Below are 15,543 nucleotides of genomic sequence, written 5' to 3' on the forward strand. Positions count from 1 at the left end.
GCCTACGCCTGCGCGTTCTTGAACTGGATACTGTAGAGATAGCTGTATAGCCCGCCCTTTTTGAGGAGCTCCTCATGCGTGCCGCGTTCCTTCACCTGGCCGCCGTCGATGACGAAGATCTGATCGGCGTCGAAGATTGTCGAGAGGCGGTGCGCGATGACGAACGAGGTGCGCCCCTCCATGAGCTTGTCGAGCGCCGCCTGGACGATTTTCTCACTCTCCGTATCGAGGGCGCTCGTCGCCTCGTCGAGGATGAGGATACGCGGATTTTTGAGGATGGCACGTGCGATGGAAATGCGCTGGCGCTGTCCGCCGGAGAGGTTGAGTCCGCGCTCGCCGACTGCTGTCTCATACCCCTGCGGCAGCGCGCGGATGAAAGCATCCGCGTTCGCGGCGCGCGCTGCGGCCTCGACCTCTTCGTCCGTCGCGTCAAGCCTGCCATAGCGGATATTCTCGCGCACCGTCGCGGAAAAGAGCATCGTCTCCTGCGGCACGATGCCGATCTGGCCGCGCAGGGAGGCGATGGTCACATCGCGGATGTCGTGCCCGTCGATGAGGATCGCGCCTTCCGTCACGTCGTAGAAGCGCGGGATGAGGTTCGCAATCGTCGACTTGCCAGCGCCGGACGGACCGACGAACGCGACCATCTGTCCGGGCTTCGCCTCGAGCGACACATCGACGAGTGCCGGCACGCCCTTCTTGTACTCGAACGAGACATGGCGCAGCTCCACATGGCCGTCTGTTGCGGGGAGTGCCGCAGCCTCTGGTCTGTCCTTGATGGTCTCCGGCAGGTCGAGCACATGGAACACGCGGTCGACCGCGGCCATCGCGCGCTGCAGGCTGCCGTAGACACGAGAGAGGCGCTTCACGGGGTTCGCGAGATTCACGGCGTAGGTGAGGAACGCCACGAGCGAGCCAGCCGTGAGCACGCCGTTGACGACCTCGTAACCGCCGAACCAGACGATGAACGTCACGGAGAGCGCCGCGAGGAACTCGACCGTCGGCGTCAGGAGGCTCGTGAGGCGCACATTCTGCATCGCCGCCTGGAAGTTCAGCTCGTTCTGGCGGCAGAAGCGATCGATCTCATAATCCTCGCGCACGAAGGACTTTACGACGCGGATGGAGGAGACGCTCTCCTGCAGCAGCGAGGTGATATCCGCCATGCGCTCCTGGATGAGCGTGCCATTGCGCTTGAGCTTGCGTCCAAAGATCTTCATCGCCTGCCCGACGAGCGGAATGACGACGAGTGTGAGCAGCGTGAGCTTCCAGTCGAGCATGAGCATCATGACGATGGAACCGATGAGGATGGAGCCCTCCGTGACCATCTCGATGAGGTTATCCACGAGCGCGGCCTGGATGGCCGCCACATCGTTCGTGATATAGCTCATTGTCTCGCCTGTCTGGTGCTTGTCGAAATACGCCATCGGCATGCGCTGGAACTTGCGGAACATGACCTCGCGCACATCGATGATGACCTTCTGCCCGATATAGGAGACGAGATAGCTCTGCCCATAGTAGAAGATGCCGCGCACGAGGAAGACCACGACGATGCCGATGGAGATGAGGTTGAGCATCATCATGTCCTTGTCGGTGAGCACCTTGTCGATCATATCCTTGATAATCCAGGGCAGATAGAGATTCGCAGCCGCCGCCATGATGATGCAGATGACGGCCAGCCCGAGCCTCTTGAGATACGGCCGGATATAGGCAAGCAGCCGTTTGTAATTCTTCATTTCGTTCCCCCGTGATCCGCGTGGCGGCGCGCCGCCGCGAGTATTTTCTCTGCAACACGTCCTGCTGCGCCCGGCGGTCCCAGACGACGGCAGGCCTCAGCGAGTCGTGCACAGGTCACCTGCCTGCGCGGCTCGCCGCGATAGAGCGAGAGCGCCTCCTGCGCGATGCGCTCCGGCGTCACCTCGTCCTGTAAGAGCTCCGTCTCAGCGCTCTCGCCAAGCAGGATGTTCGGCAGGCTGAAATGCTTGACATGCACGAGCAGCCGACCGATGAAATAGGAAAGCGGCGACAGGCGATAGAGCACGACGGCCGGCAGTCCCATGAGCGCGGCCTCCATGACGACCGTCCCCGATGTCGCGATTGCGACATCCATGAGCCCCATGAGCGCGTAGCGCGCTTCATGCGTGAGCATCACGGGGACGCCCGCGGCATCCACGGCCGTGCGCAGGGCGTGCTCGTCCACGCCGTCCGCCACAGGCAGGTAGAATCGCGTGCCCGGGCGCTCCCTCAGCAATCGCTTCGCCGCGCCGAGCATATCGGGGAGCAGGAGCTCGATCTCCTGGCGGCGGCTGCCCGGCAGGAGCAGCACGCCATGCGCGTCCTCCGGCAGGGCGAAATGCTGCCGCGCCTCCTGCTCGGGAATCTCCGCGCGCACCGTATCGACGAGCGGATTGCCGACAAAGGAAATCTTTGCTCCCGCCGCTTCGTAGACGGGCAGCTCATGCGGAAAGATGGCCACGAACTCCTCCGCAAGCTTCGCACATGCTTTCGCGCGCCCCTTGCGCCAAGCCCAGGCAGAGGGCGGGATATATGAGAAGACAGGGATGCCGAGCTTCTTCGCACGCGCCGCGAGCCGCCAGTTGAAATCCGGGTAATCGATGAGGACGAGCAGATCCGGACGCTCCTTGCGCATGAAGTCCGTCAGCCTCTCTAGGAGACGGCGGATGCGCCCGAGGTTCTTCAAGACCTCCCAGACCCCCATGACGTTATAGCTCGCGAAGTCCGCCGTGAGCGTCACGCCTGCCTGCGCCATCTTCCGACCGCCGAACCCCACGAGCTCCGTCTCCGGCGCCTGCGCGAGAATGGCCTGCGCCAGCCGGGCACCGTGGAGGTCGCCAGAGACCTCTCCTGCGGAAAGCATGATTTTCACGCGCATTCTCCCCCTCGTCATGTCAGTACTTCTTATTATACTATATTGCGCGGCTGATTCAAATGGAAAATGCAGCCGTGCAGGCGTCTGTGCCAAGGGCATCATGTCGTCAACCCCGCGTCCGGAGGTTCCTGACGGCAGCGCTGTACGCCGCGCTTCCATACACAAAAAAACTGCTGCACTCCGTACGGCGTGCAGCAATCCCTGTCTCTATCTCTTGTCACTCAGCCCATCGAAACGATGGTGATGCCGTTCGCATCCGCGAGCGCTGCAACGTGCTCCCGGTCCACGACGAGCGTCCTGTCTGCCTCGATGGCGAGTGCCTTCGCCCCGACCGCAATCATGCCGCGCAGCGTATCCTCGCCGACCGTCGGCACATCAAAGCGGCTGTCCTGCTGTGGTTTTGCGACCTTGACGACGACCGCCCCGCCGCGCGCGAGCTTGCCGCCGCGCGCGATGCACGCGTCCGTGCCCTCGATGGCCTCGAGCGCCATGACGGCGAGATCTTTGACGACGACCGTCTGCCCGATGTCGAGGCGCCCGAGCTCCTTAGCGACGCGGAACCCGTACTCCATATCGCGCCGCTGCGCCTCGGTCGGTTCAAGCTTCGTAAGCGTGCCATGGTGCGGCATGAGTGTATGGAGGAGTGCCGTCTGGTCAAAGACCTCCATGCCTTCCTTCCGAAGCTCGCGCACAAACGCGAGCATGATCGTATCATCCTTGCGGTCCGGCAGGGACATGAGAACCTTCATCATGCGGAAGTCCGGCAGAACCTTTTTCGCGAACAGCAGTTCCTTCGTGACCTTGCCGATCATCGTGACATTCTTGACCTCATGCTTCTTGAGGAACTTGAAAATCTTGTCGAGCTTCGCGATGCTGATGGCCTCGCACACCGCCGTGCAGCTGTCGAGCTCCTCATCGCACTGCGGCAAGAGCTTCACGCAGCAGACCTCATAGCCCTTGGCGCGCGCTGCCTTCGCAACCTCGACCGGCAGCCTGCCGACACCCGCGAGCAGTCCGACTTTCTCCATCTATTTCCCTCCGCTCATCTCAGTCGTTGTGACGTTCTCTGCAGATACCGCGTTCTGCATCGCGCAGGAACCGCAGGAAATGCTCGATCTCGTCGCACGAGTCGACCTCCTGCTCGATGACGGCGATTGCCTGCGCAAGCGAGAGACCCGAACGGTAGAGAATCTTATATGCCTGCTTGATGCGTCGGCGCGATTCGAGCGGGATGCCGGCGCGCGAGATGCCGACGCTGTTGAGGCCGACTGCCTTCGCGGGGTGTCCATCGACGATCGTATACGGCACGACATCCTGCGTGAGCTTGCTCATGCCGCCTACCATCGCGTTGCGGCCGATCTTGACGAACTGATGCACGCCCGCCATGCCGCCGATGACCGCGCGATCCTCGACGATGGCGTGTCCGGCGAGGCTCGCGAGGTTCGACATGATGACGTTGTTGCCGACGACGCAGTTATGCGCGACATGCGTGAGCGCCATGAGCAGGCAATCATTGCCGATGCGCGTCTCCTCGCCCTCGCCCGTCGCGCGGTGCACCGTCGCGCCCTCGCGGATCGTCGTGCGGTCGCCGATGAAGACGTAGCTCTTCTCACCCTTGAACTTAAGGTCCTGAGGTTCCTCGCCGATCGAGGCTCCCTGGAAGATCTTGCAATCTTTGCCGATCTGCGTCCAGCCCGTGATGACGACATGCGGGCCGATCTTCGTTCCCTCGCCGATCTCTACATTCTCGCCGATCACCGAGTACGGACCGATTTCCACATTCTTTGCAATGCGCGCACCCGGAGCAATGACCGCTGTATCATGTATGAACGCCAGTACTTTATTCTCTGTACCCATCTGCTCCAACTCCTAACTATCCTCATCCCGGCCGGGCCGGGGCTCTTTGCTCTGTCTTTTCAATATACTCCCAAATATACTTTCCATAATGGTACACGATATGACAGCAAATCCAGGCGTTTTTCGAGTTGAACAAAGATTATGATCGATTTCTAGCTTTTCACAAGCTATTTTCAGAGATTATCTCCCTTTCTCAATGCGAATTTGAAATCCGCTGAGGCGACGAGCTTGTCACCCACGTAGCCATCCGCATGCAGCAGGCCGAAATCGCCGCGCACACGCACGATATGCGCCTTCGTCACGAGCGTATCGCCAGGAATCACGGGATGCTTGAACTTCACGTTCTCCATGCCGCCGAAAAGCGCGATCTTGCCGCGGTGCTCCTCAGGGTAGAGCATGGCGACGCCGCCTACCTGTGCCATCGCCTCGAGGATCAGCACGCCCGGCATGATGGGATGGCCCGGAAAATGGCCGCGGAACTGCGGCTCGTTCATCGTGATGTTCTTGATGCCCGTTGCCGATTTGAACGGCTCGATCTCTATAATGCGGTCTACCAGCAGCATCGGCGGACGATGCGGCAGGATCTTCATGATTTCGTTGATGTCAAGTTCCATTTGATTTCCCTCTTCTCGCTTTCAGCAATGAGATATCCATACATCAATGGCGCGCGGCTAAAATGCGCTTCGCGAGCGCCGTGTTGAGCGCGTGCCCGGAGGCCGCCGCAATGATGTGGCCGCGAATTATCCCCGCGAGGCGCAGATCGCCGATGACGTCAAGGATCTTATGGCGCACGAGCTCATCCGCGTAGTGCAGCGGGTTGAGCCAGCGCTCGTCGTTGTAGACGATGACCGTCTCGAGCGTGCCGCCGAGTCCGAGTCCCATCGCGCGGAGCTTCTTGATCTCCTCCTCATAGGCGATGGTGCGGGCGGGCGCGATCTCCTTCTCATACGTCTCTGGCGTGATCTCGAAATTCTCGTACTGGATGCCGATGAGCTTATGCGGATTCACCGAGGTGAAACTCACGCGAAACCCATCGTAGGGCACGGCCATGACAAAGCGCTGCCTCTCGTCGTCGTCTATACGGTAAACTTTGTCGATGACGACCTCCTCGCGCGGTGTCCCCTGGGCCTCGACGCCTGCCTCGCCGATGAGGCGGAAAAAAGCCAGAGAAGCGCCGTCCGCGACCGGCGGCTCCTCTGAGTCGAGCTCTACATAGCAGTTGTCAATGCGCCGCGCGTGCAGCGCGCTCATGAGGTGCTCGACGGTAAAGACGCGCACGCCGTGCTCCTCGAGCGTCGTCGCGCGCAGCGTCGATGTGACATGATCCGCCGTCGCGCGGATCGTCGGCCGTCCCGCGACATCCGTGCGGACGAAGACGATGCCCGTCCCCACAGGCGCGGGCGCAAGACGCATGTGCACATCGCGCCCCGAATGCAGGCCGATCCCCGTGTAGCTCACGGCAGCTGCCAAAGTTGTCTGCTCCTGCAAATGAATACCTCCTCACGGGGTCTCCCGCCCCGCAGAAATTTCCGCTCATTGATAGCTCTTTTTATCATACTACGAAAAGCGGCGCGTGGTCAACCAAGCGGCAAATGATTTTGTGTCTGCGCGGCGCTGCGGACGCAAAGCGCAGGGTGCGCCATCCACAAGAAAAAGCTTTGCACAGCGTTACGCAGCGCAAAGCTGCATGTACAAACGTCCACTTCGTGGACATGGTGCATCCCCTTACAGTAAAAAACGGGCCAGTTCCCGCGCAGGGAACCGGCCCGCAAGTCTGTGAGCGATGTCATCTCAGCCGATCTTCGCCGTATGGATGACCTTGTAACCCTTGTCCTCGATGGCCTTCGTGAGCGCCGCGATCTTTGCGTCGTCCGTGACGGAGGTGCGCACGACGATCTCGTAGCGGCCCGTCGGCTGGCGGCAGGTCACGAGGCTGTCGATGGAGTAGCCGCTGTCCGCGAATACGCCCGCGATGACAGCGACGACGCCGACCTTGTCCTCCGTGTCGATCGTGAAGCGCGTGCGGCCCTCCTCGAGCGCCATAACATCGACGAATGTCTTGAAGATATCCGTCTCTGTGATGATGCCGACGACGGCGCCGACGCTCGAGACGACGGGCAGACCGCCGACCTTCTCCTTGTACATGAGGAGCGCCGCCTCCTCGATCGTCGCGTCCTCGCCGACGCTGATGACGTTCACCTGCATGATGTCGCTCACCTTGAGCTTCGAGAGCAGCGTCGTCACCTCGTAGCGCGAGAGCGTCGTCGCCGGCGACGGCGAGACGCGCATGATGTCCTTGTCGTTGAGGAAGCCGACGAGCTTGCCGTCCTCGACGACGGGCAGGCGGCGGAAATGACCTTTCTTCATGAGGCGTGCCGCCGTATCGATGCCGGTATCCGGCGTGACGACGGTCGGATTCTTCGTCATGCGGTTTGCTACGAACATAGTATCCCAACCTTTCCCTGCGGAGCCGCGCCCCCATCAGACGGCGACGGGCTCCGGTCTTTTGAAGCGCGGGAGCGCCTCCCGCGCGGAGCGAATGTGCCAAAGGGCGGCTCAGCCGCCGAGATAAGCCTTCTTGACCTCCTCGCTCGCGGCGAGCTCCGCCGCGGGGCCGGAGAGCGTGATACGCCCTGTCTCGAGCACGTAGGCGCGGCTCGCGATCGAGAGCGCCATGTTCGCGTTCTGCTCGACGAGCAGGACCGTCGTGCCGCTCTTGTTGATGTTCACGATGATGTTGAAAATCTCGCGGATGAGCAGCGGCGCGAGCCCCATCGACGGCTCATCGAGCAGGAGGAGCTTCGGCCGGCTCATGAGCGCGCGCCCCATCGCGAGCATCTGCTGCTCGCCGCCTGAGAGCGTGCCCGCGACCTGGTCGCGCCGCTCCTCGAGACGCGGGAAGAGCTCGAACACATGCCTTAGATCCGCCGCGATGCCGTCCTTGTCCTTGCGCGTGAACGCGCCGAGGTCGAGGTTCTCCATGACGGTCATCTCCGCGAAGATGCGCCGTCCCTCCGGTACCTGGGAGATGCCGCGCTTCACGATCTCGTGCGCCGGCACGCCCGCGATATTCTGTCCCTGGAACTCGATGGCGCCCGTCTTCGGCTTCAGGAGGCCGGAAATCGTGCGCAACGTCGTCGACTTGCCCGCGCCGTTCGCGCCGATGAGCGTGACGATCTCGCCCTCGTCCACCTCGAGAGAGATGCCCTTGAGCGCGTGGATCGCGCCGTAATATACATTGATATCATCTATTTTCAGCATTGGCTTTGCCATATCGTTCATCCTTCCCCGCCGAGATACGCGCGGATGACCTCCGGGTTCTTCTTGATTTCCTCCGGCGTGCCCTCCGCGATGGTGCTGCCGTACTCGAGCACATAGATGCGCTCGCAGATGCCCATGACGAGGCTCATGTCGTGCTCGATGAGCAGGATGGTCAGGCCGAACTCCTTGCGGATCCAGCGGATCATGTCCATGAGCTCCTTCGTCTCCTGCGGGTTCATGCCCGCCGCAGGCTCGTCGAGCAGCAGGAGCTTCGGCTTCGTCGCGAGCGCGCGCGCGATCTCGAGGCGGCGCTGCGCGCCGTACGGGAGGTTCTTCGCCTTCTCATTCTCCTGCCCGTCGAGATGGAAGATCCGGAGCAGCCGGCGGCTCTCCTCCTCCACGCGCTCCTCCTCGCTGAAATAGCGGCCCATGCGCAGCACGGCCTCGAGCATGCCGTACTTCACATGACTGTGGAACGCGATCTTCACGTTGTCGAGCACGGAGAGCTCGGAGAAGAGGCGGATGTTCTGGAACGTGCGCGCGATGCCGCGCTGCGTGATCTGGTACGGCTTGAGCCCGACGATGGAATCGCCAGCGAACGTGATCTGCCCCGTCGTCGGCTGATAGACGCCCGTGAAGAGGTTGAACGCCGTCGTCTTGCCCGCACCATTCGGCCCGATGAGGCCGACGAGCTCGCCGGGATTGATATAGAAATTGAAATCCGAGACAGCCTTGAGGCCGCCGAAGACCTCAGACACATTCTCCGCCTTGAGCAGTGCATCACTCATGCTTGCGGCCCCCTTTCTTCAGCAGCTTGCGGAACGGCCCGTAGTCCGTGATCTCCATGTAGCCAAAGAGTCCCTGCGGACGGTAGAACATCAGGAGGATCAGCGCGAGCGCGTAGATGATCATGCGGAACTCCGGCCACGACGCGAGCGCCGCCGAGATGAACGTCACGACGAACGCACCTGCGATGGAGCCCGTAATCGAGCCGAGGCCGCCGAGCACGACCATGATGAGGTAGTTGAACGACTGCATGAACGTGAAGGAGTTCGGGCTGATGAGGTAGAAGCTGTGCGCGAACAGGCCGCCCGCGACGCCCGCGAACGCCGCGCCGATGGTGAACGCCATGACCTTGTACTTCGTCGTATTGACGCCCATCGACTCCGCCGCGACCTCGTTCTCGCGGATCGCGAGGCAGGCGCGCCCGTCCGTCGAGTTGACGAAATTCTTGATGAAAAAGAGCGAAAACAGCATGATGAAGAACACCCAGGCGAACGTCGTGTGGTGCGGGATGCCCTTGAAGCCAGCCGCGCCGCCGACGTAGTCGATGTTCATGATAGAGATGCGGATGATCTCCGACATGCCGAGCGTCGCGATTGCGAGGTAGTCGCCGCGCAGGCGCAGCGTCGGGATGCCGACGAGGAAGCCGAGGAAGCCCGCGGCCGCGCCGCCTGCGAGCAGCGCGACGGCGAACGGCAGGTGGAAGAACGTCGTGAGCACGACGCCGACATACGCGCCGACCGCCATGAAGCCCGCATGGCCGAGGGAGAACTGCCCCGTGTAGCCGTTGATGAGGTTGAGGCTCACCGCCATGATGACGTTGATGCCGATGATGATGGAATTGAGCTGCCAGAACGAGCTCATGATGCGCTCCGTGATGAGCGTCTGAAGGACCGCAAAGATGACCAGGCCCAGGCCCAGCATGATGAGGTCATTCTTTCTCAGGTATTTCATACGATGACCTCCTTAGACCTTTTCCTTCGTATCCTTGCCGAAGATGCCCGCCGGCCGCACGAGCAGCACGAGGATGAGGATGGCGAATGCGGCCGCGTCGCGGAATGTCGATGAGATGAACCCCGAGACGAGCGCCTCGACGATGCCGAGGATGAGCCCGCCGACGACAGCGCCCGGCAGGATGCCGATGCCGCCGAGTACAGCCGCGACAAACGCCTTCATGCCCGGCATGATGCCCATGAGCGGGTCGATGGAGTTATAGTAGACGCCGACGAGCACACCCGCGACCGCCGCGAGCGCCGAGCCGATACCGAACGTGAGCGAGATGATGCGGTCGGAGTCGATGCCCATGAGCTGCGCCGTCTCCGTATCGAACGACGCCGCGCGCATCGCCTTGCCCGTCTTCGTCTTCTGCACGATGTAGGTGAGCACGACCATGAGGACCGCCGTGATGCCGAGGATCAGCATCTGCTGGCCGTTGATGACGATGCCCGCGATGTTCACCGCGACATCGCCGAACATCGCCGGGAACGTGCGCGGCGTCGGCGAGACGAAATACATCGTCGTGTACTCGAGGAAGAACGACACGCCGATGGCCGTGATGAGCACCGAGATGCGCGGCGCATGACGCAGAGGCTTATAGGCGAGCCGCTCGACGACCATGCCGAGGAAGCCCGTCACGACGAGCGAGATGAGCAACGACGGCACGATGGAGAGATGCGCCTGCGTGATGGCGAAGAAGCCGATGTAGGCGCCCACCATATAGATATCGCCGTGGGCGAAGTTGATGAGCTTGATGATGCCGTAGATCATCGTATAGCCCAGCGCAATCAATGCATAGATGCTCCCCAGCGAGATGCCGTTGACAAGCTGCTGCATGACCTGCTGCAATAGTTCCATAAAGATACCTCCCGTAGAGGCGCCCAGGCGGTGCGCCTGGATTGCCTCGCCGCGGGATGGAGACACTCCGTCCCGCGTTCCTGGAAATCGAGCCTGCAAAACCATTGGCCGCAACCGCAGGCTCCTGCGGAATCACGGCTGCGGCGCAGTTCCTTACGGAAGTGCTGTTTCATTCAGCGCTTCCTTACATAAAGAAAGGGGGCCAAAGCCCCCTCGGAAGTGATTTTCCTACTCAGTCAGCGTCCGGCATGATCTTAGCAACCATGACGCGGTCGCCGCCCTTGTTCTCCAGGATGACCGCCTGCTTGATCGGGTTGTGGTTCTTGTCCATCGTGATGGTACCCGTACCGACCTTCAGGTCCTTCGTCTCCTCGAGCGCCTTGCGGATGGCCTCAGGATCATCGCTGCCAGCGCGCTTGATCGCGTCGACGAGCATCTTGCCCGCATCGTAGCCGAGGGCCGCGAAGACGTTCGGCGCATGGCCGTATTCCTTCGTGAACGCATCGACGAAGCCCTTCACGGACTCATCTTTGTCAGAGTAATGCGTGCTGAAATACGTGTTGTTCAGCGCATCCGCACCGGCGATGTCCGCGACCTTTGGATCATCCCAGCCGTCCGTGCCGAGGATCGGGCAGGTGATGCCGAGCTCGCGCGCCTGCTTCACGATCTTGCCGACCTCCTCATAGTAGGCCGGAACGAAGATGACATCCGCGTTCGCCGCCTTGAGCGTCGTCAGCGTCGCCTTGAAATCCGTATCCTTCGCGACGAAGGCCTGCTGGTCGAGCACCTTGCCGCCCGCGGCCTCGAACTTCTCCTTGAACACCTTGCCGAGGCTCTTGGAGTAATCCGTGCTGTTATCTACATAAATAACTGCCGTCTTGGCCTTGAGGTTCTCTGCGGCGAACTTCGCCATGACGGAGCCCTGCTGCGGATCTATGAAGCAGCTGCGGAAGATGTACGGCTTCACCTGGCCGCTCTCCACCGTGACGTCCGGACTCGTCGCATCCGGCGCGATGACCGGCACCTTGTTGTCCGTCGCTACCTGCGACTCAGCGATGACATTCGCCGTGACCGCCGGGCCGACGATGACCTTGACCTTGTCGTCCGAGATGAGCTTCGTCGCCGCGTTGACGGCCTCCGACGCCTCCGACTTGTTGTCGGCATCGACGATCGTGATCTTCTTGCCATTGACGCCGCCCGCGTCATTGACTTCCTTGATCGCGAGCTTCAGACCGTCGAGCGTCGCCGCGCCGTAGTTCGCGACATTGCCCGTCATCTCGAAGTTCGCGCCAATCTTGATCTCGTCGCTCTTCGCCTCATTACCGCAGCCCGCGAGTACGCCGCCCACGAACAGCGCGCCGAGCAGGCCGGCTGCCAGTCTCAGATGCTTCCTGCTGAAATTCATAAGAACCCTTCCTTTCCTCTCTGACGAGAGTCCCCGGCAGCTCTTTCCGTTTCCCAGCCGCCGATGAACTTGATGAACCCATTATAAGTTACGCATTTACATGCGTCAAGAGAAAAACTGTAGGAATACACGAATATACGATATATTTGTCCAGTAAAAAAGGACATCGCCACATCCGCCAACGCCGAAAGATAGCAGATGCCGCTTTTTCCGCGCCCATGCGCCGTTCCCCAAAAGCTCCGCCATACACACCTGTTCTGCACAGGCGCCCTCCACCGCCGTCTCCTCGCCGCCGCTGCCACCAACATGAACGAGATTTCCTCATAAAAAACATCCCCCCAGGAAGGAAAATCCTCTTCGGCGTCGAAAATTAGAAAGTAGCGTATCGAGCCGCGCAGCGTCGAGCATCACCTGCGCAAGGGAAGCGGCTTCCGCCGTCATCATATCGGAAAGGAGCGATCGCATGGCGTATCTTCTCATGACAGCTGGCATCATGGCGCTCGGGCTCTTTCTCGCCAGTCGGCTCGCGAACGCCTGCGGCTTCCTCGTCAAGGGCAGGGCGCTCGCCCTCGCGGGGCTCCTCGCCTGCGGCATCGCTGTGGTGCTCCCCATCCTCGCGCCCTTTCTCACGCGCGACTACTATTGGAAGCTCGGCGGCCTCGTCCTCATCGCTGCGCTGCTCGTGACGGCGTACAACGCGCGCCTCGTGAAAAAGGATCTGGCAGCGGCCGAGCAGGCCGCTGCGGAAACACCTGCCTCCACAACGCCGCCGGAGCAGACGCCGGAACAGATGCCAGAGGCCGCGCGGCAGGCAGAAGAACAGGCAGGCGAAGCGCGGCCGGACATACCGACGCCTCCCGCACGGCCAGCGGCTGCCGCAAACAAGGAAAGCGACAACGCAGCGCCTGCACTGGACGCACCGGCACCGCCGCAGGCTGCGCCCCCCGTGGCGGCTACGGCACCGCCAGCACCCGCTCCGGGCCCCGCCCCAGCGGACGCACGCGCAGACACTACCGCAGCGCAAACGCCACAGGAAGAGGCACTGCCCGCGACAGACGCCGCAGCGCAGCCACCACAGGAAAAGGCACTGCCCGCGACAGACGCCGCAGCGCAGCCGCCACAGGAAACGGCACTGCCCACGACAGACGCCGCAGCGCAGCCGCCACAGGAAACGGCACTGCCCACGACAGACGCCGCAGCGCAGCCGCCACAGGAAACGGCACTGCCCGCGACAGACGCCGCAGCGCAGCCGCCGCAGGAAACGGCACTGTCCGCGGCAGAGCCACCACAGGAAGAGGCTGCGTCCACGGCAGACACGGCACGTCAGGCACCACAGGCGGAGGCTCCGCCTGTCCCCATCGCGCCTGCAACCTTCATCAAGGAGGACAGCCGTCCTCCGCAGGATGCGGCACCGCCGCCACCCCCCGGGACAGAGGAACACGCTTCCGCGCGCCATGCGCCAGCGGCACAGATGCCGGAAGGACACACGCCAGAGAAGCGGCCGCCAGAGACAGCGGCACAGGCATCGGAAAAACACGCGCCGGAGAAACGTCTGACAGAGGACCAGGCGCCGGAGGCGCCCTGGGCCAAAGACATCGTCGCGCTCACAACGCTTGACGCCTTCCTCGACTACGCCTACGCCGCGCAGCAGCGCGGCGACATCCCGCGCGCGCTCGCCGCGTACCGCGAGGCGCTCAAGAGATACTCCGGCGATCCCTATGTTCCCTATCTCTTCATCGACCTCGGCAACCTTTGCAAGCAGCAGGCGCGCTACGCCGACTGCATCGAGGTCTACCGACGGGGCCTCCGGCTCCCCATCATCGCAGAGAACGAAGCCATGGCAGAGGAATTCCGCAAGAACATCCGCTACCTGCGCATCGTTTATCATATTTTAGAAAAGCATCAAGCGCTCACGACGCCTTTCGGCAGCATCCCGCAGACCTACCGTGCGGAAATCGAGACTGCCTACCAGGCAGCGCAGGCGCAGCATCACGGCAGCTGACGGCCCCGTGCCCCTGCCAGAACCACCATTGGAGGAATACGAATGAAGAAAAGTGTAGAAATCCTCGGCCTTCCCATCATCAGCATCACCGAGGGCCGCGAACTCGGCATGAGCAAGACGCTCCTCATCGACGCGAAGAACGGCACCGTGGCAGCCATCACCATCGAGGATGAAGACTGGTACCGCGGCGTCAAGCTCATCCCCTACGAATCCGTCATCGCTATCGGCGACGACGCCGTGACCGTCACGAACAGCGAGAATATCCTCACACTCGACGATGCCGGCGACTACGAACAGCTGCTCGACGACAACATCCGCATCATCGGCACGAAGGCCATCACGAAATCCGGCTCCATCCAGGGCAAGATCTCTGAGCTCTACATCGGCGACGACGGCAAGATCGAGAAATGCGAGATCACGGCCCCCGACGGCACGACGAGCGATGTGACTGCAGACCAGATTTCCATCTTCGGCAAGCAGGTCACCGTCATCGACCCGAGCAGCGAAAAAAAAAATGAGCCGGTAGCCGCACCTGCTCCTGCGGCAGCGGCACCAGCCAAAGAGGCACCTGCACCGGAAGCTCCCGCCAAAGAACCCGCAGCCCCCAAGGCAGAGGTGAAACCTGATCTGCCAAAGGCCGCAGCGGAAAAACCGGCAGCCAAACCCGCACCGGCTCCCGCAGCCCCCAAGACTCCGGAAAAGCCCGCCGCGCCCGCACCGAAACCAGCACCGAAAGCTGACCCGAAACAGGCGGCCGCCGACAAGGCCACCGAGGAGCGCCATCGCCGCTTCCTGCTTGGCAAGAAAGCGACGCGCACCATCAAGATGGACAACGGCATCGTCATTGTCGAGGAAGGCCAGGACATCACGGAGGAAGTTCTGCAGAAGGCCAAGCTCGCGAACAAGTTCATCGAGCTTTCCATGAACGTCCAGTAAATCGCAACAATAAAGACAAAAAGAAGGCAGTCATCGAAACGGATTTCGATGACTGCCTTCTCGTATTCTCTATCTTTCAGGGCCGCAGGTTCAGTGACCGCATCGCCTGCGTGCGCACGCGCTCGACGAAGTTCCGAGGGCGCAGAATCGCGTGGATGGAGCGGTAGAGGCGCGCGTACTCGTTGAGCGCGTCGTTGACGCGATACATGCGGAAGAAGGCGCCGAGGCCGATGTGGTGGAGCGTCTTGTCGAGGTCGCCTTTCCTCTGCCAGGCGCTCTCATTCTTCGCCTGGTCGTCCGCGTCCTCGCTCGCGGGAAACGCCTCCCGCGCCTCCCGCACCGTGAGCTCCTCGAGCGTCTTGCTCGTGCGCTCCATCAGGAGGATGTACGGCGCGAGATTGTGGCGCCAGTTCGTCGGCTGACGGCGGAGCGCTTTCTCCACGCCCTGCACCGCCTGCCGCTGCAGTTCTTTCCGATCCATAGATGGCCCCCCTCATCACTTCACTTTCCTTTTATTTTATGCCAAAACAGGCAGAGGAGCAAGGCTCACCCGCTCCT

Annotated in this window: 15 protein-coding genes; 2 read left to right on the forward strand and 13 right to left on the reverse strand. The window is 61.8% G+C overall.

The annotated features are described in order from the left end of the window. Positions 1-2: 2 nt before the first annotated feature. The 12 genes from F599_RS0105830 to F599_RS0105885 all read right to left on the reverse strand — a co-directional run bounded on the left by F599_RS0105830 (position 3) and on the right by F599_RS0105885 (position 12,047). On the reverse strand, positions 3-1,733 hold the full coding sequence (locus F599_RS0105830) for an ABC transporter ATP-binding protein (RefSeq protein WP_019542590.1): 1,731 nt from the start codon (positions 1,731-1,733) through the stop codon (positions 3-5). Further along, positions 1,730-2,884, reverse strand: coding sequence for a lipid-A-disaccharide synthase (gene lpxB, locus F599_RS0105835; protein WP_026327849.1), 1,155 nt, complete (start codon positions 2,882-2,884; stop codon positions 1,730-1,732). The genes F599_RS0105830 and lpxB overlap by 4 nt, the downstream gene beginning before the upstream one ends. A 224-nt stretch (positions 2,885-3,108) precedes the next feature. Beyond that, on the reverse strand, positions 3,109-3,915 hold the full coding sequence (locus tag F599_RS0105840; protein ID WP_019542592.1) for an LpxI family protein: 807 nt from the start codon (positions 3,913-3,915) through the stop codon (positions 3,109-3,111). A gap of 19 nt (positions 3,916-3,934) precedes the next feature. Beyond that, positions 3,935-4,744, reverse strand: a complete 810-nt coding sequence (gene lpxA / locus F599_RS0105845; RefSeq protein ID WP_019542593.1) for an acyl-ACP--UDP-N-acetylglucosamine O-acyltransferase — start codon at positions 4,742-4,744, stop codon at positions 3,935-3,937. A gap of 173 nt (positions 4,745-4,917) precedes the next feature. After that, the gene (gene fabZ, locus F599_RS0105850; RefSeq protein WP_019542594.1) at positions 4,918-5,358 is read right to left on the reverse strand and encodes a 3-hydroxyacyl-ACP dehydratase FabZ; all 441 of its coding nucleotides are present in this window, start codon (positions 5,356-5,358) and stop codon (positions 4,918-4,920) included. Between the two features lie 43 nt (positions 5,359-5,401). Then, positions 5,402-6,232, reverse strand: coding sequence for a UDP-3-O-acyl-N-acetylglucosamine deacetylase (gene lpxC / locus F599_RS0105855; protein ID WP_019542595.1), 831 nt, complete (start codon positions 6,230-6,232; stop codon positions 5,402-5,404). 303 nt (positions 6,233-6,535) lie between these two features. Beyond that, positions 6,536-7,189, reverse strand: a complete 654-nt coding sequence (locus F599_RS0105860; protein ID WP_019542596.1) for a CBS domain-containing protein — start codon at positions 7,187-7,189, stop codon at positions 6,536-6,538. Positions 7,190-7,300: 111 nt separating this feature from the next. Beyond that, entirely contained in the window at positions 7,301-8,017 is a 717-nt protein-coding gene (locus F599_RS0105865; RefSeq protein WP_020700517.1) for an ABC transporter ATP-binding protein, read from the reverse strand. A 5-nt stretch (positions 8,018-8,022) separates the two neighbouring features. After that, positions 8,023-8,793 carry an ABC transporter ATP-binding protein gene (locus tag F599_RS0105870; protein ID WP_019542598.1) on the reverse strand — a complete coding sequence of 257 codons (771 nt, stop codon included), beginning with the start codon at positions 8,791-8,793 and terminating at the stop codon, positions 8,023-8,025. After that, positions 8,786-9,742: a branched-chain amino acid ABC transporter permease gene (locus F599_RS0105875; RefSeq protein ID WP_019542599.1), complete on the reverse strand. Its 957-nt coding sequence runs from the start codon at positions 9,740-9,742 to the stop codon at positions 8,786-8,788. The genes F599_RS0105870 and F599_RS0105875 overlap by 8 nt, the downstream gene beginning before the upstream one ends. Before the next feature lie 12 nt (positions 9,743-9,754). After that, a complete protein-coding gene (locus F599_RS0105880; protein ID WP_019542600.1) occupies positions 9,755-10,642 on the reverse strand; it encodes a branched-chain amino acid ABC transporter permease in 888 nt (295 codons plus the stop codon). 232 nt (positions 10,643-10,874) lie between these two features. Further along, positions 10,875-12,047: an ABC transporter substrate-binding protein gene (locus F599_RS0105885; protein ID WP_019542601.1), complete on the reverse strand. Its 1,173-nt coding sequence runs from the start codon at positions 12,045-12,047 to the stop codon at positions 10,875-10,877. Between the two features lie 463 nt (positions 12,048-12,510). Here F599_RS0105885 and F599_RS0105895 point away from each other — a divergent pair, with 463 nt between their 5' ends. After that, positions 12,511-14,049, forward strand: a complete 1,539-nt coding sequence (locus tag F599_RS0105895) for a tetratricopeptide repeat protein (protein WP_026327850.1) — start codon at positions 12,511-12,513, stop codon at positions 14,047-14,049. 42 nt (positions 14,050-14,091) lie between these two features. After that, complete coding sequence (locus F599_RS13720; protein WP_019542603.1) at positions 14,092-14,985, forward strand: PRC-barrel domain-containing protein; 894 nt, start codon at positions 14,092-14,094, stop codon at positions 14,983-14,985. Between the two features lie 76 nt (positions 14,986-15,061). On the opposite strand, the gene F599_RS0105910 is transcribed toward F599_RS13720, so the two are convergent. Beyond that, on the reverse strand, positions 15,062-15,466 hold the full coding sequence (locus F599_RS0105910) for a hypothetical protein (protein WP_019542604.1): 405 nt from the start codon (positions 15,464-15,466) through the stop codon (positions 15,062-15,064). Between the last annotated feature and the right edge of the window lie 77 nt (positions 15,467-15,543).

It is taken from the genome of Selenomonas bovis DSM 23594 (assembly GCF_000381005.1).
Lineage (GTDB): Bacteria > Bacillota > Negativicutes > Selenomonadales > Selenomonadaceae > Selenomonas_C > Selenomonas_C bovis.